The organism is Virgibacillus oceani, from assembly GCF_014638995.1.
GTDB classification, from domain to species: Bacteria; Bacillota; Bacilli; order Bacillales; family Amphibacillaceae; genus Virgibacillus_E; species Virgibacillus_E oceani.
In genome coordinates this window covers 1-16,711 of sequence record NZ_BMFR01000013.1, presented here as the reverse complement: position 1 = coordinate 16,711, position 16,711 = coordinate 1, and the positions used below count along the sequence as shown (strand labels likewise).

The window sequence follows — 16,711 nt, the reverse complement described above, 5'->3', positions numbered from 1 at the left end:
TATTATTATTTAACAGTCCTATTATTTACAAAAAAGCATGCTTTATGAAAGAATTATCCCCTGTTTAATCGGGGTGACGTAGTGAAGCTATTTAGCAAGATGTTGAAAAAAAACGCTGGAATAGCCCGCTCCTAAACAATTTAAAACTAAATAAATTGAATTTTGTGTTAAAATTAATATAATTGCCGATCATTTTCGCGGAGGAGATTTATATGCCATTAAAAGCAGGAGATATCATTACATTTGAACGGACGTTTACAGTAAGGGATGTTAAATTATTTACTGAGGTTTCCGGTGATGAGGGTACTCACCATATAACCCCTGACGAGCAAGGAAGGCTTGTAGTGCAAGGGCTATTAACGGCAACATTGCCAACGAAAATAGGCGGGGATTATAACGTATTGGCCCGTAATATGAATTTTGAGTTTTTAAGGCCAGTATTTACAGGGGATACCATTGTTTGTAAAGCAAAGATTGAGAAGTATGAAACACAGGAAAATAATAGAACAGCTATTGCTGCAACCTTTCTATGTAAAAATCAGAATGGGAAAGAAATAGTTAAAGGAGATTTTTCGGAGGTTATCCTTTAGCAGTGAATTTTAACTAACCAAAAAAAAGGGGCGGGACGGAATGATTGGTTTGCTTAATTTAGGTAGTCTTGTGCTTGGACTAATTGCTTGGATACTTCCTGTAGTTGCACTCATGCGATATAAGGAACATGGCCATAGAAATTGGATTTCTTCTACCATAATAAGCATCAGTGCTTGTGCTATTTCGTTATGTTTCCAGATTTTCTATAATTCCCATCTTGTAAAAGTGAGGGATTGGTCTGCTCTTATGGACACAATGGGTGCGGTGGCATTTTTTGCAGGAGTTCTTCTCATTGGTACCATACTTTTAAATGCCCTAACATTGATTATATATCGCGACAGATCAACAAAGTGAAAATTTCAGCCATCAAACCAATTTCTAAACAAGCTTAACAAAGGACTCTGCATAAAATGGCTAAAAATTCTCCGAGTGACGTAGGTTTTTAGCATTCAATCATTCTTCTAATTATATTAAACATGATGATGAACTGAAAATCACCCAATGACTGGGAATGTGCAACTGTTTTGGAACAACAAGCAATTTTATAGGGCATTGACATTAAGGATGGTGCAACAACGTATCGTAATTCCAATTATCAAAAAGGGGTGGACTGTATGTTTTGGCTGATTATAGGTATCTTTATCATTCCAATTGTAATGCTCGGTATTATAACAGATAAAAAACGAAGCAATAGGGTCAATTCAAATCCTAATCAGAATAAATCATCACATTCAGAAACTGATTATAGAAAAGATTACACTATTGGCGAGAATATCAGGGGAGAATAAGCAAGATATCCAACCGTAGAATTTTTATAGTTAATTTTGTATATAGGTAATTCTAGAAATACTATGGTGTCTTGCATAGAAAAAGAGGTAATTATATGGGATATACGAGTACCATTACCGTCATAGCCAATATCTTGGCATGGTTTGTAATTGTTATGTTAGTCTATTTAAACTATAAAAAACTACAAGAGAAACCAAAACTGTGGAAGGTTGCTTTAATCGTATTTATCGGAATGATTGCTTTCTCTTATAATTGGAATTTTCGGGACACGGTAATTCGTTTACCAATATTACCACTGGGGGTTTGGATCGTAATCATTGTTTTTCGAATTAGAGGGAAGGAATGGCAGGTTTATCGTCGCTTCGCATGGTTGGGGTTCTTTTCCCTGTTTATCTTCCTCTTGATGACGCTGCTGGCGATTCCGTTGAATAAGGCTTTTTATCCCAAAGATGAACTTTCAACGTATATCGCCAATGTAGAAAACGCATCGATTATTAAAACACATCCCTCGGCTAAAGAACAAACACTTGATAAAAACCATTTAATAAACCAAATTGGTAGTATGAAACGAAAGACGATTGCTAGTGATCAGTGGTATCAGGAAATAACGATGAACACTGCTGATACAAATAATATAAAAGAACGATTTCCCTATCTGCTAGCTGATGTGTTACCTAAGCGATGGAGTGGAATTGACGCCATTATTTATGTCGAAAAGGACGGAAAAGGTTTACTCATAACTGCACCAAAGGGTCAATATTATTTCCGTTCTGATGACTCACTGTTTAGGGAGGGAGTCCATGACTAAAAAAAGAATGGTACTCATTGTAGTTAGTATACTTATTTTATTATCCCTGTTTTTCACGTATTGGTTTTATTTCTCGAAACCGACTGCCTTTCCAACAAATAAACAATTGGCAACGCGGATAAATACGCTTTTTCCTAAGGCAAATGCAGAAACCATACAGGACACCATTGAACTGGATTCAGAACATGCATTTGTGCCTTTTATATCCGGTGAAGATAATTACGGTACTAGTTACTGGGTATGGGAAAAACATAAATGGAAGCCGTCCTATATCGATACAGTCGGAGAACCGGTTGTTTGGAAGACTGATAAAGACGATCCTGCTTCTTTTCACATCGTCTGGAACATTCACCCAGATGACCAGATCAGTCGTGCCAATTTCTATTTGATTCGGGATCGAGGCTATCATATTTCATCCGGAGAACATACTTATGTTCCGCAAATTCAAATGGAAAAAAATGTTCGTTTTGAGGGTAAATCATACGGTACCATACAGCTTCCCGATGATTGGTGCTCCTTTATGACACAATCAAATAAACTAGCATTAGCCCAAAATCCTAATAGGTACAATTCCAGTCTTATACAGGACCTCAGCGTATATATCGGATGGATGCCATTAAATGATAGTAATGAAACAACATTTCCTGAAAACTCTGTGAACGGCAGTGGCTTTAGTAACGGAGACAACCACATCAATTTCATGAGGATTCTGGATAAATCGGAATTGGAGAAATAATAGATTGTTATATTCGCAGCTGTATTGTGAGCTACTACATTTAAACTAAATTGGAAATTCCCAAGACAGTTTTTAATTAGAGGACAAACGAAAGGAGTACCGACATGCCAACCTGTCAAAACTGCAATCAAAGATGGAGATGGAAACAGACAGTAAAAAAATCGTTTACGCTGGACACCGGGATGAAGTGTCCACACTGCGGGGAGAAACAATATCCAACCTCTAAATCAAGAAAGCGAAGCGGTTTATGCACATTTATTCTCCCGCTTACCTTGCTCCTTCCTATCGTTTTTGATATTTCCGCTCTTGCCGGACTAGGTATTTTACTGGGATGCGGTATATTGTTGATCGGCATTTATCCACTAATGATCGAATTATCCGATCAGGATGAGTCGCTTCGCTAAGGTTATTGTTAATAAGAATTCGTCAAAAGGAGTGGTTGAAAAAATGAATGAAAAACTAGTACGAATTGGAACGACTTATATCCCCGTAACAGATGTAAGTAAGTCTTCAGATTGGTATGTAACCAAATTGGGGGCAATACGCAATTATCAAGATGACGACAAGGCCATTTTAGATCTTGCAAATCAAAGTATTTTTTTAGTCAAATCCACGCACAATGAAAATGCCAATTTTATTGATAGCAATGGATTTGAGCGATTTTCCATTACATTTGAGGTTAATGGACTACCCGCATTGGAAGCTTTACATAAAACCTTAAAAGAGCAAGAAGTGCAAGTTGGCGAAATTGAAAACCGCGGACATGCAGGAAGGAATTTTGTATTTTCCGATAGAGACGGGAACAAGTTTGATGTTTGGAGCGAGTTAAGTACTGTTTTCAAAGAGAAGTACAATATAAAATAATTAATCAAGCCAGTTGCAGGGCAGCTGGCTTTCGATTATGCTTCTTCAGGTTTATCCTGCGTTTCTTCTTCCGCAACCTTTTTCACCTTGTCCACAAAGCCAACGACAATTTTATCACTGGCAAATGTCAGCAGTAATTTAATGTACCACTTAAGCGGATTGTTTGTAGTAGTATAACGGAAATATGTTTTGGTTTCGTCTATCCTTTCCAGTTCATACGTAGCGGTAATATCAAACATTTTCGCTAAGGAAAAACCTATTTTCAGCCGCTTTTTGTCAGGCTCGTTTAGGTATTCCAATGTTTCAACATCATACGATTGTACCTTATTACGCTCTTCATACTTTTGCCGGTAAATACTGCCAACACCATTTTCGGTTACCTTAATCGGTTCATTTTCAATTACATTTGGCATTACTTTTTGCATATCTTCAAGCGATCCGTCGAAAAGCTTCCAAACTTCCTCAATCGGGGCGTTTATTTCCGTATCCTTCGTCCATTCTTTCATATGACTAACCACCTCATTATCTAGTACACTCATTTCCTCTACTATACCAGTCTAATTGATTTTCAGAAAGAAGCACTATTTCTCCCCATTAAAAAAGCCCTATTCCTCTTATAAGAATACGACTAGCCAATGTTATACAACTCTATCTGGATATTTGTAATTTCTATCAATTTTACGATCTAATGTGCGTAATCGCTCAAGCGCTTCTTGTTCATCGATCTTTCGGTAATGATGCTTGCCGCCGAATTCTTCATCCGCTTCATCCGCTAACGCTACGACATGCTGCAGTGGTTTTAAATGAAGCTGTCCGTCAGGCAAATACGAATCGGTATGGAGTAAAATTGGCACAGCGATTTCCTTAGCAGCGTGACGATCCTCACCAATCCGAATCAACAGCTTGTGCGCTCGGCTGGCACCTTTAATCGCGTGAATATCATTTTCCCGGTACAAATCATAATCCCATTCACCATCACGATACCACGTATAATGCCCAACATCGTGCAATAAAGCCGCCTTTGCAGCAAGATCGGGATTAACATAATATTTTTGCGCAAACCTAAATGCATGCTCTGCAGCCGCTACAGCATGAGCAATTCCGGATCGCTGTAAATATTTTTGTGCAATCGGATGTGTAAAAATTTGCTCCAATGTTACCTTTCTCACCTGAAATCGTCTCCTTTCTTCTTAATGATTTTCTTTATAAAAATATATTGTTTAATACAATAGCATGCTCAAGCAAGCTTTACAATAGGTATTAACCAAAATTTCATCCAATTAAACACCAAATAAAAATATGGCGATGTTTCGAATGAATTACAAAAGGCGCATGTCATAATGCTACTGCGCCTGATTAGGACTGTATTCTAGCTGTTCAAACGAATCTTTATTAATTGGAACCAGATTGCTTTTACTAGAGATTAACTTCTAAAACGGCTTTGTAATCATCAGCCCAATCACTACTAGGAAAATCACATTCTCAATCCGTTCATAAAAAAACAGTTTTTTTGCTAATGCATCATATTCTGCGGGAATTTCATCACCGGAATGATTTTTCAATAGCTCCTTGATTGGCTTTGATCTCGGTGAAAGTGCAATCGGACCAAATCCTAACGCAATCAAAAATAGCGTCAAACTCAATACATACCAGCCAGCCCGGAACAACGCCGGATTAAGGGCACCCATCCAAAGTCCAGTAATAAGCAGCAGCGTTCCACCTGCCATTACAAATATGTGAAGCCGATTCCGGATTGCATAGGCATGCCTGAGCTCAGTCATTGTCGATGCTTTCGTAACAATATAAATCATTACAAAGCCCGGTCCCATCCCTAAAATCGCAGAAAAAATATGTATGAATACGAGAAACGTGTAAAATGTCATGTTCTTACCCCCAATTACCTTCACTACTATCATACACCATACACCTAAAGGGGCCGCTGTGACATTCGACACATTCCTCCTCATATTTTTTGACGGATTCGTGTCTAATTTTTCAAATTGCTAAGTTTTTGTTGTGTTGCTTTGATTTCCTTAAGAATATCTGCCCGACCACCTTCATCCGCCGCCTTATCCAATGTCATTAATTGTGTCAATTTGAGCTCAAGTTCCCGAATTTTATTTTGTTTAGTGGTATCCTGTTTCCTTGTATCTTTGTGTTCTACAAACGAATCGTAATCACCTTGATATTCCACGATATCCTCTCCGCCCAATTCAATCAATCGATTGGCAACTTGTTTAACAAGATAACGATCATGGGAGACAAGAATTAATGCACCTGGGTAAGATACAAGTACATCCTCAATGATTTCCTTCGTATCAACATCCAAAAAGTTTGTCGGTTCATCCAATACCAGCAGATTGGCATCACTGTAATATAAATGAAGAAACGCTACACGGCATTTTTCACCCATACTTAAATCCTTTATTCGTTTGTAAACCGCTTCTTTTGAAAATAAAAAACATCCTAGGATCGTTCTTGCCTCTGATTGCGTCATATCCGGCAACTCAAGCATGCTATCCAGAATCGTTTGATCTAAATTCAGATTTTCAAGCTCCTGTGCGAAATAACCGATCTTCGTTTGCGGATTCAGTCTGATTTCCCCGATTGTTGGGTGTAATTTGCCAACCAGCAATTTTAAAAGCGTTGTTTTCCCAGAACCATTTGGCCCAACAACCGCCAGACGATCTCCCCTGTTTACCGATGTTGAAAAGTCATTAAAAAGTGGCTCCGTGTCGCGGTAAGAAAAAGAAACATGCTCAACATGCAAAAGCCGCCTTGCAGCAAATCCACTTTCATCCAATTGCATGTTGAGCTGCTTTTCCGCTTGAGGTTTTTTCACCTGTTTGTCTTCCAAACGCTCCAATTCCTTCTCTTTTGCTTTAAAACGCGATACATTCTTTTTCGCTTTCGACCGTGCAAAATCGTTTTGTCCAGCAGCCTTATGTGCTTGATGAAACCACTTTTGATACCGCTGAATTGTTTGCAGCAGCTCTTCCTTTTTTTGCTTTTGTTTTCGGTAAAGTGTTTCCTGTGTCCGCTGTTCAAGCTCCTTTTGCTGCCGGTATTCCGAATAGCCCCCTGAATACCGCCTGCATTCATCGGCGTTCAATTCATAAATAATATGAGCGGTTTTATCTAGGAAATAACGATCATGGGATACATACAAGACTGCACCAGCATATTTTTGCATCCAGCTTTCCAGCCATTCTATCGTTTCCTTATCTAAATGGTTAGTTGGCTCATCCATTATGATACAAGCCGGGTCTTGCATAACAAGACGCGCTAACTGTGCTCGTGTTTTCTGCCCGCCGCTTAGCTGACTGAATGGAGTTCCCCAAACGGATTCATCCATGCTAACTTCACGCAGACATTTTTCCGCATCCGCTTCCAGGCTATAGCCATCCACGGATAAAAATTTGTTATAAATTTCGTTATATTTTTCTAACAAGTCTTCATTCGAACTGTTCATTTGTGATTGAATCTGTTCAAGCTCCTGTTTTAATTTAAACCGCTGAACAGAAGCTGACTGCACATATTCCATTGTTGAAATGGAAGGATCAGCGGCAGGGCCTTGCTCCAGAACACCCCACTCATCAAGCGAAACAAAACGCTGAACACTTCCACTATCAAAATTAATTCTTCCTAACAATCCATTTAACAGAGTGGTCTTCCCTGAGCCATTACGGCCAAATAATGCAGCATGCTCCCCTTTTTTCAGCTCAATATCAATCGTTTCAAATAATGTTTTCCCGTTCCAATCTTTCATAAGTCCTTTTGCTTTAAAAATAAACATATCCATACCCCCAGGCATTTATTTTAGCCAATTAAAAAAACACAGGATTCTGCCTGTGAATGAATGTAATAGAGATATGGATATACCTATTCTGGAAAAGTACAGTTAACGTATAAAGGCGGCTATCCTGAAAAAGTGCACACGTATCCCATTCGCTTCATTCAGACAGAAACGCTCGTTTGAAATGATTCAAACATGGTTGAAAAAACGTGGGCTTACTTCATTTCAGGATAGGTCCTCCTTCTCTAATGTTTCTTTTATCATACTGATGCAGACACTATCTGTCAACTATGCTATGAACGATTCTTCCACAGCTCCATCGGATTTTCTTGTCCTTCCTTTAGTGGCATGCGCATCATTTTGATGGTGCGGTCATTCCGCGATTTTTTTAGTTCCTCATAGATCATTTTTGACTTTTCCAGTCCTGCTTCTGCCGCATCATCAACGGAAGCACAATAATATACGCTGTCAATACCGGCAAATTGCATTGCTGTTACACACATTGGACAAGGCTCCCCGCTCGCATACATCGTATAGCCTGGCAAAACGTGCGTATGCATTTTCTTTTGAGCCCGCCTGATTGCCAATAATTCCGCATGGGCGCTTACATCAAACCGTTTATGTGTTTCATTGACGCCTTCTTCCACAACATGTCCATTCTTCACTAGCACCGCACCAAACGGCTGCCCTCCATCACGCACATTTCCCGCTGCAAGTTCCACTGCCCGTTCCATGAATTTATCCATCTTGCCCCTCCTTTTAGGTTAAGATTAGCATTTCATCACTAAAATAGAAACATCACTTAACGCTTTTAATGCATGTTTTTCGTATGGTTCCATGTGCAATATTGTTTCAGCATTTATGGTATGCACCTCATTATTTACTGTAAAAGCAACTTCCCCGCTCTTTACAAAAATCAAAACGTGCTTTGGCGAATCATGTTCGTTAATCACTCCCCCTTCCTTAAGTTTGATATGCATAATTTCCCTCATATCATCACTGAATATCTTTTTCCCCTCCACAGGCTTTGTTAATTCATGTGTTACAGAAATCAGTTCCATACTAGCAACACCCTTCTTGCGATTTTTTATCAACTACAGTATAGCGGATTATCCAATTAAAATACGTGATCAAAATCACACCATTATCCAATCTCCAGTTGCTTTCCAATCGGTATTCCGCTACAATTTAATTGATAATAATTATCATTTAATAGAATAGATATAGAATAAAGCACAACGAAGGGAATGATTCGGGATGGAACAAACCAAAATCCAGACTGACCTGAAAAAAATAATCCGTGAACGTCGCTCTATAAAAAAGAACTATACCAATAAATCTGTAACGCAAGAAACTGTTTTAGCATTATTAGAGGACGCCATTTGGGCACCCACGCATGGGGTCAGACAGCCATGGCGGTTTATTTTTGTAGGGTCTGACAAAAAGAAAACCTTCGCAAAACAAATTGCTGCAACATATCCGGAGGAAAGACAGCAAAATCGTGAGGAATATCTGAACGAACCAAATGCATTTCTAGTTGTTATCATGCAAGAGCCTGAATTACAAAAGCAATGGGATGAAAACTTTGGTGCAACAGCATGTATGATTCAAAACTTTCAGCTGCTTGCATGGGAAGAAAATCTCGGTGTCGTGTGGAAAACAAATCCGCATATTTATGATCCGAAAGTGAAAGAAATCCTAAATGTTGGTGAAAATGAAAAAATTGTTGGATTTTTGCATCTTGGATATTTTGACGAAGGCCCCGTTAAAAAGGATCGCATACCGGTGGAGGAAAAATTTTCAGTATTTAATTAATTTTACTATTGACATTTGTGCTGTATTTCCCTATCATTAATTTCAATAACTTAATGGAACGAAAAGTGATGATGAAGAGTAGTAATCTATTTGGAAACTTTAGAGAGCTGGTGGTTGGTGCAAACCAGTGTTGATAAATAGGTGAATGGACTTCTGAACTTCCAAACCGAACCATAACTGCAGTAGGCTTTGGCGAACGTCTCATCGTTACAAGAGACAACTATTCAGCGAATTAGCTTGATAGTGCCATAGTGAGCTGTTTTTCAGCTAATAAAGGTGGTACCACGGTCCCTCGTCCTTTTTGGATTAGGGACTTTTTTGCGTTAAATTTACTTATCTTAGCATAACGGAAAGCGTCGTGTATACGGGATGCGGGGCAAGAGAGAATCAAAATAATGTGAAATCACCACAAGTATCTACATCGCATTTTATGGGAAACTGCGTAACAACAATACAAAAAACAGAATCGTATAATTAAATAAATCTAAATCGTTGAGTAAGAAGAGTAGGTATTCGTGAAACGTTACAGAGAGCCGGGTTTTGGTGGGATTCCGGTACGTGGACGAATATTGAATGGCCTTACGAGAGGTTTCCAGAACAAATGAAGTAGGGAAACCCGGTGCTCCGCCGTTACACGGATAGGATATCGGACTACATTATAAAAATAATCCCGTATCTGAATTAAGATGAAAGGAATATCCCGCCTTTCAAAAAAGAGGTGGCACCACGGTCACAATCGTCCTCTATAATCACATTATTCTGTGTTTATAGGGGACTTTTTTATTGGCCAATTTCATTGAAATCGCATGCCGTTACAAAAAAACAAAAATCGTTATCTAAGAAAGGAGTCTTACTAAATGAAACCCTATAAAATCATCAAACAAAATGCTGATACATTAACACCTATTTCAATCTTCACCCGTTTAACCGGCAAGAAGAAATTTCTGCTAGAGAGTTCATTTCAGCATGAACAAAAAGGTAAATTTTCGTTTATTGGCAAAGACCCATATCAGGAGCTTATCGGAATAGAAAATACCACTACCATAATTGATCATAAAACCGGATATTCACAAACAGTTGCAGAAGACCCATTGCATTATTTACAAAAACAGCTGCCCAAGCTAGACACCGACCTCCCCTTTCCTTTTTACGGCGGGGCAATTGGTTATGTCGGCTATGATGCGATCAGACAATACGAGTACATCGGGGAAAGCTTGCCGGACGAACTCGACATGCCAGACATTCATTTTATGCTGTACAAGGATGTTATTGTGTATGACCACACGAACGAAATGATTTTCTTGGTAGCCATCAACATAACGAACCAATCGGAGAAGGCATTAAACAAACGGCTGCAGATTTTAGAGAATCAATTAAAAACGAATCAGCCTGCATTAATGGAAAAGATGGATCCTGTTCAGTTTCAGCCAGAAGCTACAGAAGAGATATTCAAGGAAAACGTAAAAATTGCCAAGAAGCATATTCGAGAAGGGGATATTTTTCAGGTGGTTCTGTCACAGCGAATGCAAGCAACAATGAATGGCGACCCATTTTCATTTTATCGAAAGCTCAGAAAAGCAAATTCTTCACCCTATATGTTTTACATTGACTTTGACGATTACCTGATACTTGGCGCTTCTCCGGAAAGCTTAATCCAGACATCCGGGAGCACCGTTATAACCAATCCAATCGCAGGAACAAGGTCCCGCGGTAAAACAGAAGCTGAAGAAGAGGCACTTGTTCGGGAACTGCTGGCAGATGAAAAAGAAATTGCGGAACACCGCATGTTAGTTGATTTAAGCAGAAATGATCTCGGTCGTGTCTGTGAAATTGGAAGTATTACGATTCCAACCTATATGAAAATAGAAAAGTACCAGCATGTGATGCATATTGTTTCCGAAGTGCACGGAAAATTGAAAACGGGCCTTACAAGCATTGATGCGCTAAGGTCATGTTTACCAGCAGGAACCGTCTCAGGAGCACCGAAAATTCGTGCCATGCAGATTATCAACCATTTAGAGAAAAAGAAGCGCGGGGCATATGGGGGCGGAATTGGCTATATCAATTTTAACCACGACCTAAACATGGCCCTTACGATTCGTTCCCTTGTCATTAAGGATTCCAAAGCTTATTTACAGACAGGTGCTGGAATTGTCCATGATTCGATACCGCAAAAAGAGTATGAAGAAACGCTGCACAAGGCTAAAAGTTTAATGGAGGTGACCTTATATGATGTTACTCATGGATAACTATGATTCTTTCACCTATAACCTTTATCAATATTTTTCAGAGGAGACGATCGATGTAGAAGTTTTCCGGAATGATCAGTTAAGTTTGGCAGAGATTGAGGCGTTAAACCCAGAGGCGATCATTATTTCACCTGGTCCTGGTTTACCCAAACAAGCGGGGAATTGCCTGGATATCGTAAAAGCATTTCATAAACAAATTCCCATCTTAGGCATTTGTCTCGGTCATCAGATTATTGCGGCTGCACTTGGCGCTAAAATTAAGCAGGCAACTATCATCAAACATGGGAAAACTTCCTTGATTACACACAATAGTTTGGGGCTATTTAGTTACTTATCCCAACCGCTTGAGGTCATGCGTTATCATTCGCAAATTATCGATGCAGAAACGTTACCTGCACAATTGGAGGTTGCTGCCAGGTCATTGGATGATAACGTGATTATGGCAATAAAACATCGCAAGTTTCCAGTTTTCGGAGTGCAATTTCACCCTGAATCTATCGGCACCAATACCGGAAAGAAAATTATTCGAAACTTTTTACAAGAAATTAGAGAGGAGTCAAGACATGAGAAATTATCTTGAAAAGCTAATGAATAAGCAGAATTTATCATTGGATGAAATGAAAGATGCTACAACGCAATGCTTTCGAGATACTGTTTCAGACAGTGAAATTGCCGCACTTTTAATCGGCTTGAGAGCGAAGGGTGAAACTGCCGATGAAATCGCTGGTATAGTTGAAGTCATTCGAAGAGAGTCTCTACAAGCAACGAATCAAATTCCGAATGTAATGGATAATTGCGGAACTGGAGGAGATGGTTCCAATAGCTTCAACATCAGTACAACGGCGGCATTTATTATTGCTGGGGCTGGTGTTACCGTTGCAAAACATGGCAATCGCAGTATTTCCAGCAAAACAGGAAGTGCTGATGTACTGGAGCACTTGGGAATATCGTTATCTTTATCCAAAGAACAAGTAGAAGAAATCTTAGCGGAAAACAACATCGCCTTTTTATTTGCACCACATGTCCATCCGAAAATAAAGCGATTCATGAAAGTCAGAAAGGATTTGCGGATTCCAACGATTTTCAATTTGATTGGACCACTGACAAACCCTGTTGAACTAAATACCCAGTTACTTGGGGTAAATAAGCGGGATGTATTGCCGATGATGGCAGAATCATTAGGAAAACTTGGCAGGAAACGTGCAATTGTCATCAACGGTGCAGGCTATATGGATGAGGCATCTCTTGCAGGTGATAACCATATTTCTTTATTAGATCAAGGCAAAATCACAGCATTCACAATTCATCCATCTGATGTTGACTTACCGGTTTATTCAAACGACCAAATCCGTGGTGGTGATGCGAAAGAGAATGCGGAAATTCTGCTAAGTGTTTTAAAAGGAAACCCTGGTCCCCATCTTGACACAGCACTGTTAAACGCTGGTCTAGGATTATTTGCAAATGGTACTGCTGCATCGGTTAAGGATGGAGTTGAGATGGCTAGAGAAAGTGTTGTTTCCGGAGCAGCAATAGAAAAACTGCAGCGGTTAATAAGTTATAGCAAAAAAATTCCAAGTGAGGTGATATAAGTGTCCATTTTAGAAAAAATTTTAGTTGAGAAAGAAAAAGAAATAGCACAGTTAAAAACAAACGGAATTAAGGAATTTCCGTTAATTAAGCATAACATACCATCTATCAAACAAACATTTCCTTCATCCGTTGCGATGAATGTCATTGCTGAAATCAAACGCGCTTCACCATCAAAAGGCGCAATTGATCTGGATGTTAATCCGGCTGAGCAGGCGAAAAACTATGCAGCATTAGGAGCAGGCGCTATTTCTATTTTGACTGATCGGACATTTTTTAAAGGATCGATGGATGATCTGTATGAGGTTAGGGAAGCCTGCAATCTGCCATTATTGTGTAAAGATTTCTTCATTGATCCGATACAGATTGATCAAGCAAAAGCAGCCGGGGCAAACATCATCCTGCTGATCGTTGCTGCCATGTCCGAAGATCAGTTGAAACAAATGTACACCTATGCAAAAGGCTTTGATTTAGATGTACTTTGCGAGGTGCATAACGAATCAGAAATGGAATCAGCACTGAAGCTCGGTGCTGACATCATCGGGATAAATAACCGGAATTTAAAAACATTTAACGTTAACCTAAGCGTAACAGAAACCCTAGCCCCCATGGTGAAAAAACGGGACAGGGGGTCAGACCCCCTGTCCCAGCTCCCCCTGCTGATCGGGGAAAGTGGTATAAAATCTAGGGTTGATGTTGAGAGGCTGGCAAAAGCAGATGTGAGCGGGATATTAGTTGGTGAAACACTGATGCTTTCCGATGATCTTCAAGTAACCTTTCAACATTTACAGGTGCCTCGAATGAAAGGATCGATACCAAATGCTCGTTAAAATATGTGGAATTAAAACAGCAGAAGCAGCACAGACAGCTGTTCACGCCGGCGCTGATTTTATCGGTTTTGTTTTTGCACCTAGTAAACGGGAAATTACTCCAAATGATGCAGCTGCTATCGCAAAGACAATTCCCGCTTCAACTAAGAAAGTCGGCGTTTTTGTAAACGAATCATTGGAAAATATTAAGCGAATTGCCACGCACGTTAGACTCGATTACATTCAATTGCATGGCGATGAATCACCTGAATTTGCTGCGATGCTAAATTACCCAATAATCAAAGCAGTTCCAATGCGTTCGGAAACAATCAATGAAATAAAGAAATTCCCTTGTGCGTTTTATTTAATAGACAGTCCAACAGGAACGAATCGAGGCGGGAATGGTACTACTTTCGATTGGAATTTACTAACCGAGGCAAATCTAGATCCAGGTAAAGTCATTTTAGCCGGTGGACTTAATCCCGACAATGTGCAAGAAGCAATGGCTGCTGCCAGACCAGCAGGGGTCGATGTTTCCAGTGGAGTAGAAACGGATGGACAAAAGGATTTAGCTAAAATAAAAGCATTTATCAGAACCGCAAAAAGAAAGGATGATTTACGATGAAACCATACACAATGCCTGATGAAAAAGGCCGTTACGGAAATTTTGGCGGCAAGTTTGTTCCGGAATTACTGATGCCCGCTTTAATTGAACTGGAAGAAGCTTACGAAAAGGCAATAAAGGATCCCGAATTTAGTAACCAATTAAACTATTATTTAAAACAATACGTTGGCCGTGAAACATCACTTTACTTTGCGGAGAATCTGACAAAACAGCTTGGCGGTCCAAAAATCTATTTAAAACGAGAGGACCTGAATCATACCGGTGCACATAAAATCAACAATACAGTCGGGCAAGCTTTATTAACTGTACGAATGGGCAAGCGCAAAGTTGTTGCCGAAACCGGTGCCGGGCAGCATGGCGTCGCAACTGCAACAGTCTGTGCACTACTTGGTTTAGACTGCGTTGTTTTTATGGGTGAAGAGGATATAAGAAGGCAAAAGCTTAATGTGTTTCGGATGGAGCTGCTTGGAGCTGAGGTCCGAAGTGTATCGCAAGGAAGCGGCACATTGAAAGATGCTGTTAATGAGGCGTTACGTTACTGGGCAAGTCATGTGACAGACACACATTATATTATAGGCTCTGTTGTCGGTCCACACCCCTTCCCGAAAATTGTACGTGACTTTCAGGCTATTATTGGTGAAGAAACGAGGAAGCAATTTTACGAACAGAACGAAACATTACCCGATGCCGTGGTTGCATGCGTAGGCGGCGGCAGTAATGCAATGGGAATGTTTTATCCCTTTATCCAGGATGAGGATGTTGCGTTATATGGCGTTGAAGCGGGCGGAACTGGAGTTGATACATCAAAACACGCAGCAACACTGACAGATGGAAAAGTCGGGGTGTTACATGGAACGATGACACACCTGCTGCAAGATAAACACGGACAAATTCAGGAAGCATTCTCCATTTCAGCAGGGCTCGATTATCCTGGCGTTGGTCCGGAACACAGCTATTTACATGATACATCACGGGTCATGTACACATCGATCACAGATCAAGAGGCATTAGCAGCATTTCAATTTTTATCGAAAACGGAAGGAATAATTCCTGCATTAGAGAGTGCCCATGCAGTTGCGTATGCAATGAAACTGGCTAAAGAAATGAATGAAGACCAATCCCTTGTCATTTGTTTATCTGGACGTGGTGATAAGGATGTTGAACAAGTCAAAGCAGCATTGGGGGGAAATAAAAATGGGTAAAAACTACCTGGAAAAAGCTTTTAACAACAAGCTTTCCGCAAACGAAAAAATATTTGTGCCGTATATTATGGCTGGTGATGGCGGCTTGAACAATATGGAGGAGCGTTTATCGTTTTTACATGAATGTGGTGCAACGGCTGTTGAGCTTGGAATTCCCTTCTCTGATCCTGTTGCAGATGGCCCTACTATTCAAGATGCCGGTGTTCGGGCATTGGCTAACGATACAACGCTTCAATCTGTCTTGGAAAAACTTGAACAATTCAAGGAAGAACGAGCAATACCTATTATTTTAATGACGTACATCAATCCGATTTTTATCTACGGAATTGATAGGTTTGCATTGGATTGTGTAAAGGCTGGTGTAGATGGTGTTATTGTTCCAGACCTGCCGCTTGAGGAAGAAGCTATGATTGCTGATGTATTACAGGATAAGGATATCGCACTCATTCGACTAGCTGCTTTAACCAGTTCAGAGGAACGTATAGCCGAAATTGCAAAACGTACAGAGGGATTTCTATACGCCGTATCTGTTACGGGAACTACCGGCGCAAGAAGCTCACACCAAACAGAGGTCAAATCCTATTTACAAAAAATAAAACAACATGCACACGTACCCGTTTTGGCAGGATTTGGTGTATCCAATCCAGAACAGGCAAGGGAATTAGGTGCTGCCTGTGACGGGGTCGTTGTAGGCAGTAAAATCGTCGATCTGTTCCACCAAGGCAAAACAAATGAAATCAAAGAGCTAATTCAAGAAAGTTAATGGGACACGGGGGTCAGACCCACTAGCGTTGCACAGCTTACAGAAACTGTAAATTAGTAATTTGCATATGTAGACAA

21 protein-coding genes and 2 other annotated features are annotated in these 16,711 nt (G+C 39.9%); of the genes, 15 read left to right on the top strand and 6 right to left on the bottom strand.

Features of this window, described 5'->3' with window-relative positions; all coding sequences use genetic code 11:
• Window positions 1–212 precede the first annotated feature (212 nt).
• From IEV74_RS14140 to IEV74_RS14110, 7 genes are all read left to right on the top strand, one after another.
• A complete protein-coding gene (locus IEV74_RS14140) occupies window positions 213–590 on the top strand; it encodes an FAS1-like dehydratase domain-containing protein (RefSeq protein WP_188456029.1) in 378 nt (125 codons plus the stop codon).
• 40 nt (window positions 591–630) lie between these two features.
• Window positions 631–945 (top strand): hypothetical protein, encoded by a 315-nt coding sequence (locus IEV74_RS14135; RefSeq protein ID WP_188456028.1) that lies wholly within the window; start codon window positions 631–633, stop codon window positions 943–945.
• A 260-nt stretch (window positions 946–1,205) separates the two neighbouring features.
• A complete protein-coding gene (locus IEV74_RS14130; protein WP_188456027.1) occupies window positions 1,206–1,379 on the top strand; it encodes a hypothetical protein in 174 nt (57 codons plus the stop codon).
• A gap of 95 nt (window positions 1,380–1,474) precedes the next feature.
• On the top strand, window positions 1,475–2,188 hold the full coding sequence (locus IEV74_RS14125) for a hypothetical protein (protein WP_188456026.1): 714 nt from the start codon (window positions 1,475–1,477) through the stop codon (window positions 2,186–2,188).
• Window positions 2,181–2,924 (top strand): hypothetical protein, encoded by a 744-nt coding sequence (locus IEV74_RS14120; RefSeq protein ID WP_188456025.1) that lies wholly within the window; start codon window positions 2,181–2,183, stop codon window positions 2,922–2,924. Before IEV74_RS14125 ends, IEV74_RS14120 begins: the two co-directional genes overlap by 8 nt.
• Window positions 2,925–3,028: 104 nt before the next feature.
• Window positions 3,029–3,328: a TIGR04104 family putative zinc finger protein gene (locus IEV74_RS14115; protein WP_188456024.1), complete on the top strand. Its 300-nt coding sequence runs from the start codon at window positions 3,029–3,031 to the stop codon at window positions 3,326–3,328.
• A gap of 43 nt (window positions 3,329–3,371) precedes the next feature.
• Window positions 3,372–3,788: a VOC family protein gene (locus IEV74_RS14110; RefSeq protein WP_188456023.1), complete on the top strand. Its 417-nt coding sequence runs from the start codon at window positions 3,372–3,374 to the stop codon at window positions 3,786–3,788.
• A 35-nt stretch (window positions 3,789–3,823) separates the two neighbouring features.
• Here the strand turns inward: IEV74_RS14110 and IEV74_RS14105 are convergent, their stop codons facing one another.
• From IEV74_RS14105 to IEV74_RS14080, 6 genes are all read right to left on the bottom strand, one after another.
• Window positions 3,824–4,294 (bottom strand): SRPBCC family protein, encoded by a 471-nt coding sequence (locus IEV74_RS14105; protein WP_188456022.1) that lies wholly within the window; start codon window positions 4,292–4,294, stop codon window positions 3,824–3,826.
• Between the two features lie 132 nt (window positions 4,295–4,426).
• The gene (locus tag IEV74_RS14100; protein WP_188456021.1) at window positions 4,427–4,957 is read right to left on the bottom strand and encodes an HD domain-containing protein; all 531 of its coding nucleotides are present in this window, start codon (window positions 4,955–4,957) and stop codon (window positions 4,427–4,429) included.
• Window positions 4,958–5,218: 261 nt separating this feature from the next.
• Window positions 5,219–5,671, bottom strand: coding sequence for a DUF2269 family protein (locus IEV74_RS14095; RefSeq protein WP_188456020.1), 453 nt, complete (start codon window positions 5,669–5,671; stop codon window positions 5,219–5,221).
• A gap of 104 nt (window positions 5,672–5,775) precedes the next feature.
• Window positions 5,776–7,584 carry a ribosomal protection-like ABC-F family protein gene (gene abc-f / locus IEV74_RS14090; protein WP_188456019.1) on the bottom strand — a complete coding sequence of 603 codons (1,809 nt, stop codon included), beginning with the start codon at window positions 7,582–7,584 and terminating at the stop codon, window positions 5,776–5,778.
• A gap of 293 nt (window positions 7,585–7,877) precedes the next feature.
• The gene (locus IEV74_RS14085; protein ID WP_188456018.1) at window positions 7,878–8,330 is read right to left on the bottom strand and encodes a nucleoside deaminase; all 453 of its coding nucleotides are present in this window, start codon (window positions 8,328–8,330) and stop codon (window positions 7,878–7,880) included.
• Between the two features lie 24 nt (window positions 8,331–8,354).
• Window positions 8,355–8,645: a cupin domain-containing protein gene (locus IEV74_RS14080; RefSeq protein WP_188456017.1), complete on the bottom strand. Its 291-nt coding sequence runs from the start codon at window positions 8,643–8,645 to the stop codon at window positions 8,355–8,357.
• A gap of 196 nt (window positions 8,646–8,841) precedes the next feature.
• On the opposite strand from IEV74_RS14080, the gene IEV74_RS14075 reads away from it, so the two are divergent.
• The 8 genes from IEV74_RS14075 (at window position 8,842) to trpA (ending at window position 16,634) form a co-directional block, all read left to right on the top strand.
• Entirely contained in the window at window positions 8,842–9,399 is a 558-nt protein-coding gene (locus IEV74_RS14075) for a nitroreductase family protein (protein WP_188456016.1), read from the top strand.
• A gap of 59 nt (window positions 9,400–9,458) precedes the next feature.
• Window positions 9,459–9,702, top strand: a binding site (T-box leader).
• Window positions 9,703–9,882: 180 nt separating this feature from the next.
• Window positions 9,883–10,146: a binding site (T-box leader), on the top strand.
• A 110-nt stretch (window positions 10,147–10,256) separates the two neighbouring features.
• A complete protein-coding gene (gene trpE / locus IEV74_RS14070; protein ID WP_188456015.1) occupies window positions 10,257–11,648 on the top strand; it encodes an anthranilate synthase component I in 1,392 nt (463 codons plus the stop codon).
• Window positions 11,629–12,228, top strand: coding sequence for an anthranilate synthase component II (locus IEV74_RS14065; RefSeq protein WP_188456014.1), 600 nt, complete (start codon window positions 11,629–11,631; stop codon window positions 12,226–12,228). The genes trpE and IEV74_RS14065 overlap by 20 nt, the downstream gene beginning before the upstream one ends.
• A complete protein-coding gene (trpD, locus tag IEV74_RS14060) occupies window positions 12,212–13,237 on the top strand; it encodes an anthranilate phosphoribosyltransferase (RefSeq protein ID WP_188456013.1) in 1,026 nt (341 codons plus the stop codon). Before IEV74_RS14065 ends, trpD begins: the two co-directional genes overlap by 17 nt.
• Window positions 13,238–14,065 (top strand): indole-3-glycerol phosphate synthase TrpC, encoded by an 828-nt coding sequence (trpC, locus tag IEV74_RS14055; protein WP_188456012.1) that lies wholly within the window; start codon window positions 13,238–13,240, stop codon window positions 14,063–14,065. It abuts the gene before it with no gap.
• A complete protein-coding gene (locus IEV74_RS14050; RefSeq protein ID WP_188456011.1) occupies window positions 14,055–14,669 on the top strand; it encodes a phosphoribosylanthranilate isomerase in 615 nt (204 codons plus the stop codon). The genes trpC and IEV74_RS14050 overlap by 11 nt, the downstream gene beginning before the upstream one ends.
• Window positions 14,666–15,871 carry a tryptophan synthase subunit beta gene (trpB, locus tag IEV74_RS14045; protein ID WP_188456010.1) on the top strand — a complete coding sequence of 402 codons (1,206 nt, stop codon included), beginning with the start codon at window positions 14,666–14,668 and terminating at the stop codon, window positions 15,869–15,871. The genes IEV74_RS14050 and trpB overlap by 4 nt, the downstream gene beginning before the upstream one ends.
• Window positions 15,864–16,634 carry a tryptophan synthase subunit alpha gene (trpA, locus tag IEV74_RS14040; RefSeq protein ID WP_188456009.1) on the top strand — a complete coding sequence of 257 codons (771 nt, stop codon included), beginning with the start codon at window positions 15,864–15,866 and terminating at the stop codon, window positions 16,632–16,634. The genes trpB and trpA overlap by 8 nt, the downstream gene beginning before the upstream one ends.
• Window positions 16,635–16,711: the final 77 nt, after the last annotated feature.

Excerpts from the sequence above, each read along its gene's own strand:
- IEV74_RS14140 (WP_188456029.1), top strand. The coding sequence starts at position 213 with ATGCCATTAAAAGCAGGAGATATCATTACATTTGAACGGACGTTTACA.
- IEV74_RS14135 (WP_188456028.1), top strand. The coding sequence starts at position 631 with ATGATTGGTTTGCTTAATTTAGGTAGTCTTGTGCTTGGACTAATTGCT.
- IEV74_RS14130 (WP_188456027.1), top strand. The coding sequence starts at position 1,206 with ATGTTTTGGCTGATTATAGGTATCTTTATCATTCCAATTGTAATGCTC.
- IEV74_RS14125 (WP_188456026.1), top strand. The coding sequence starts at position 1,475 with ATGGGATATACGAGTACCATTACCGTCATAGCCAATATCTTGGCATGG.
- IEV74_RS14120 (WP_188456025.1), top strand. The coding sequence starts at position 2,181 with ATGACTAAAAAAAGAATGGTACTCATTGTAGTTAGTATACTTATTTTA.
- IEV74_RS14115 (WP_188456024.1), top strand. The coding sequence starts at position 3,029 with ATGCCAACCTGTCAAAACTGCAATCAAAGATGGAGATGGAAACAGACA.
- IEV74_RS14110 (WP_188456023.1), top strand. The coding sequence starts at position 3,372 with ATGAATGAAAAACTAGTACGAATTGGAACGACTTATATCCCCGTAACA.
- IEV74_RS14105 (WP_188456022.1), bottom strand. The coding sequence starts at position 4,294 with ATGAAAGAATGGACGAAGGATACGGAAATAAACGCCCCGATTGAGGAA.
- IEV74_RS14095 (WP_188456020.1), bottom strand. The coding sequence starts at position 5,671 with ATGACATTTTACACGTTTCTCGTATTCATACATATTTTTTCTGCGATT.
- abc-f (WP_188456019.1), bottom strand. The coding sequence starts at position 7,584 with ATGTTTATTTTTAAAGCAAAAGGACTTATGAAAGATTGGAACGGGAAA.
- IEV74_RS14085 (WP_188456018.1), bottom strand. The coding sequence starts at position 8,330 with ATGGATAAATTCATGGAACGGGCAGTGGAACTTGCAGCGGGAAATGTG.
- IEV74_RS14080 (WP_188456017.1), bottom strand. The coding sequence starts at position 8,645 with ATGGAACTGATTTCTGTAACACATGAATTAACAAAGCCTGTGGAGGGG.
- IEV74_RS14075 (WP_188456016.1), top strand. The coding sequence starts at position 8,842 with ATGGAACAAACCAAAATCCAGACTGACCTGAAAAAAATAATCCGTGAA.
- trpE (WP_188456015.1), top strand. The coding sequence starts at position 10,257 with ATGAAACCCTATAAAATCATCAAACAAAATGCTGATACATTAACACCT.
- IEV74_RS14065 (WP_188456014.1), top strand. The coding sequence starts at position 11,629 with ATGATGTTACTCATGGATAACTATGATTCTTTCACCTATAACCTTTAT.
- trpD (WP_188456013.1), top strand. The coding sequence starts at position 12,212 with ATGAGAAATTATCTTGAAAAGCTAATGAATAAGCAGAATTTATCATTG.
- IEV74_RS14050 (WP_188456011.1), top strand. The coding sequence starts at position 14,055 with ATGCTCGTTAAAATATGTGGAATTAAAACAGCAGAAGCAGCACAGACA.
- trpB (WP_188456010.1), top strand. The coding sequence starts at position 14,666 with ATGAAACCATACACAATGCCTGATGAAAAAGGCCGTTACGGAAATTTT.
- trpA (WP_188456009.1), top strand. The coding sequence starts at position 15,864 with ATGGGTAAAAACTACCTGGAAAAAGCTTTTAACAACAAGCTTTCCGCA.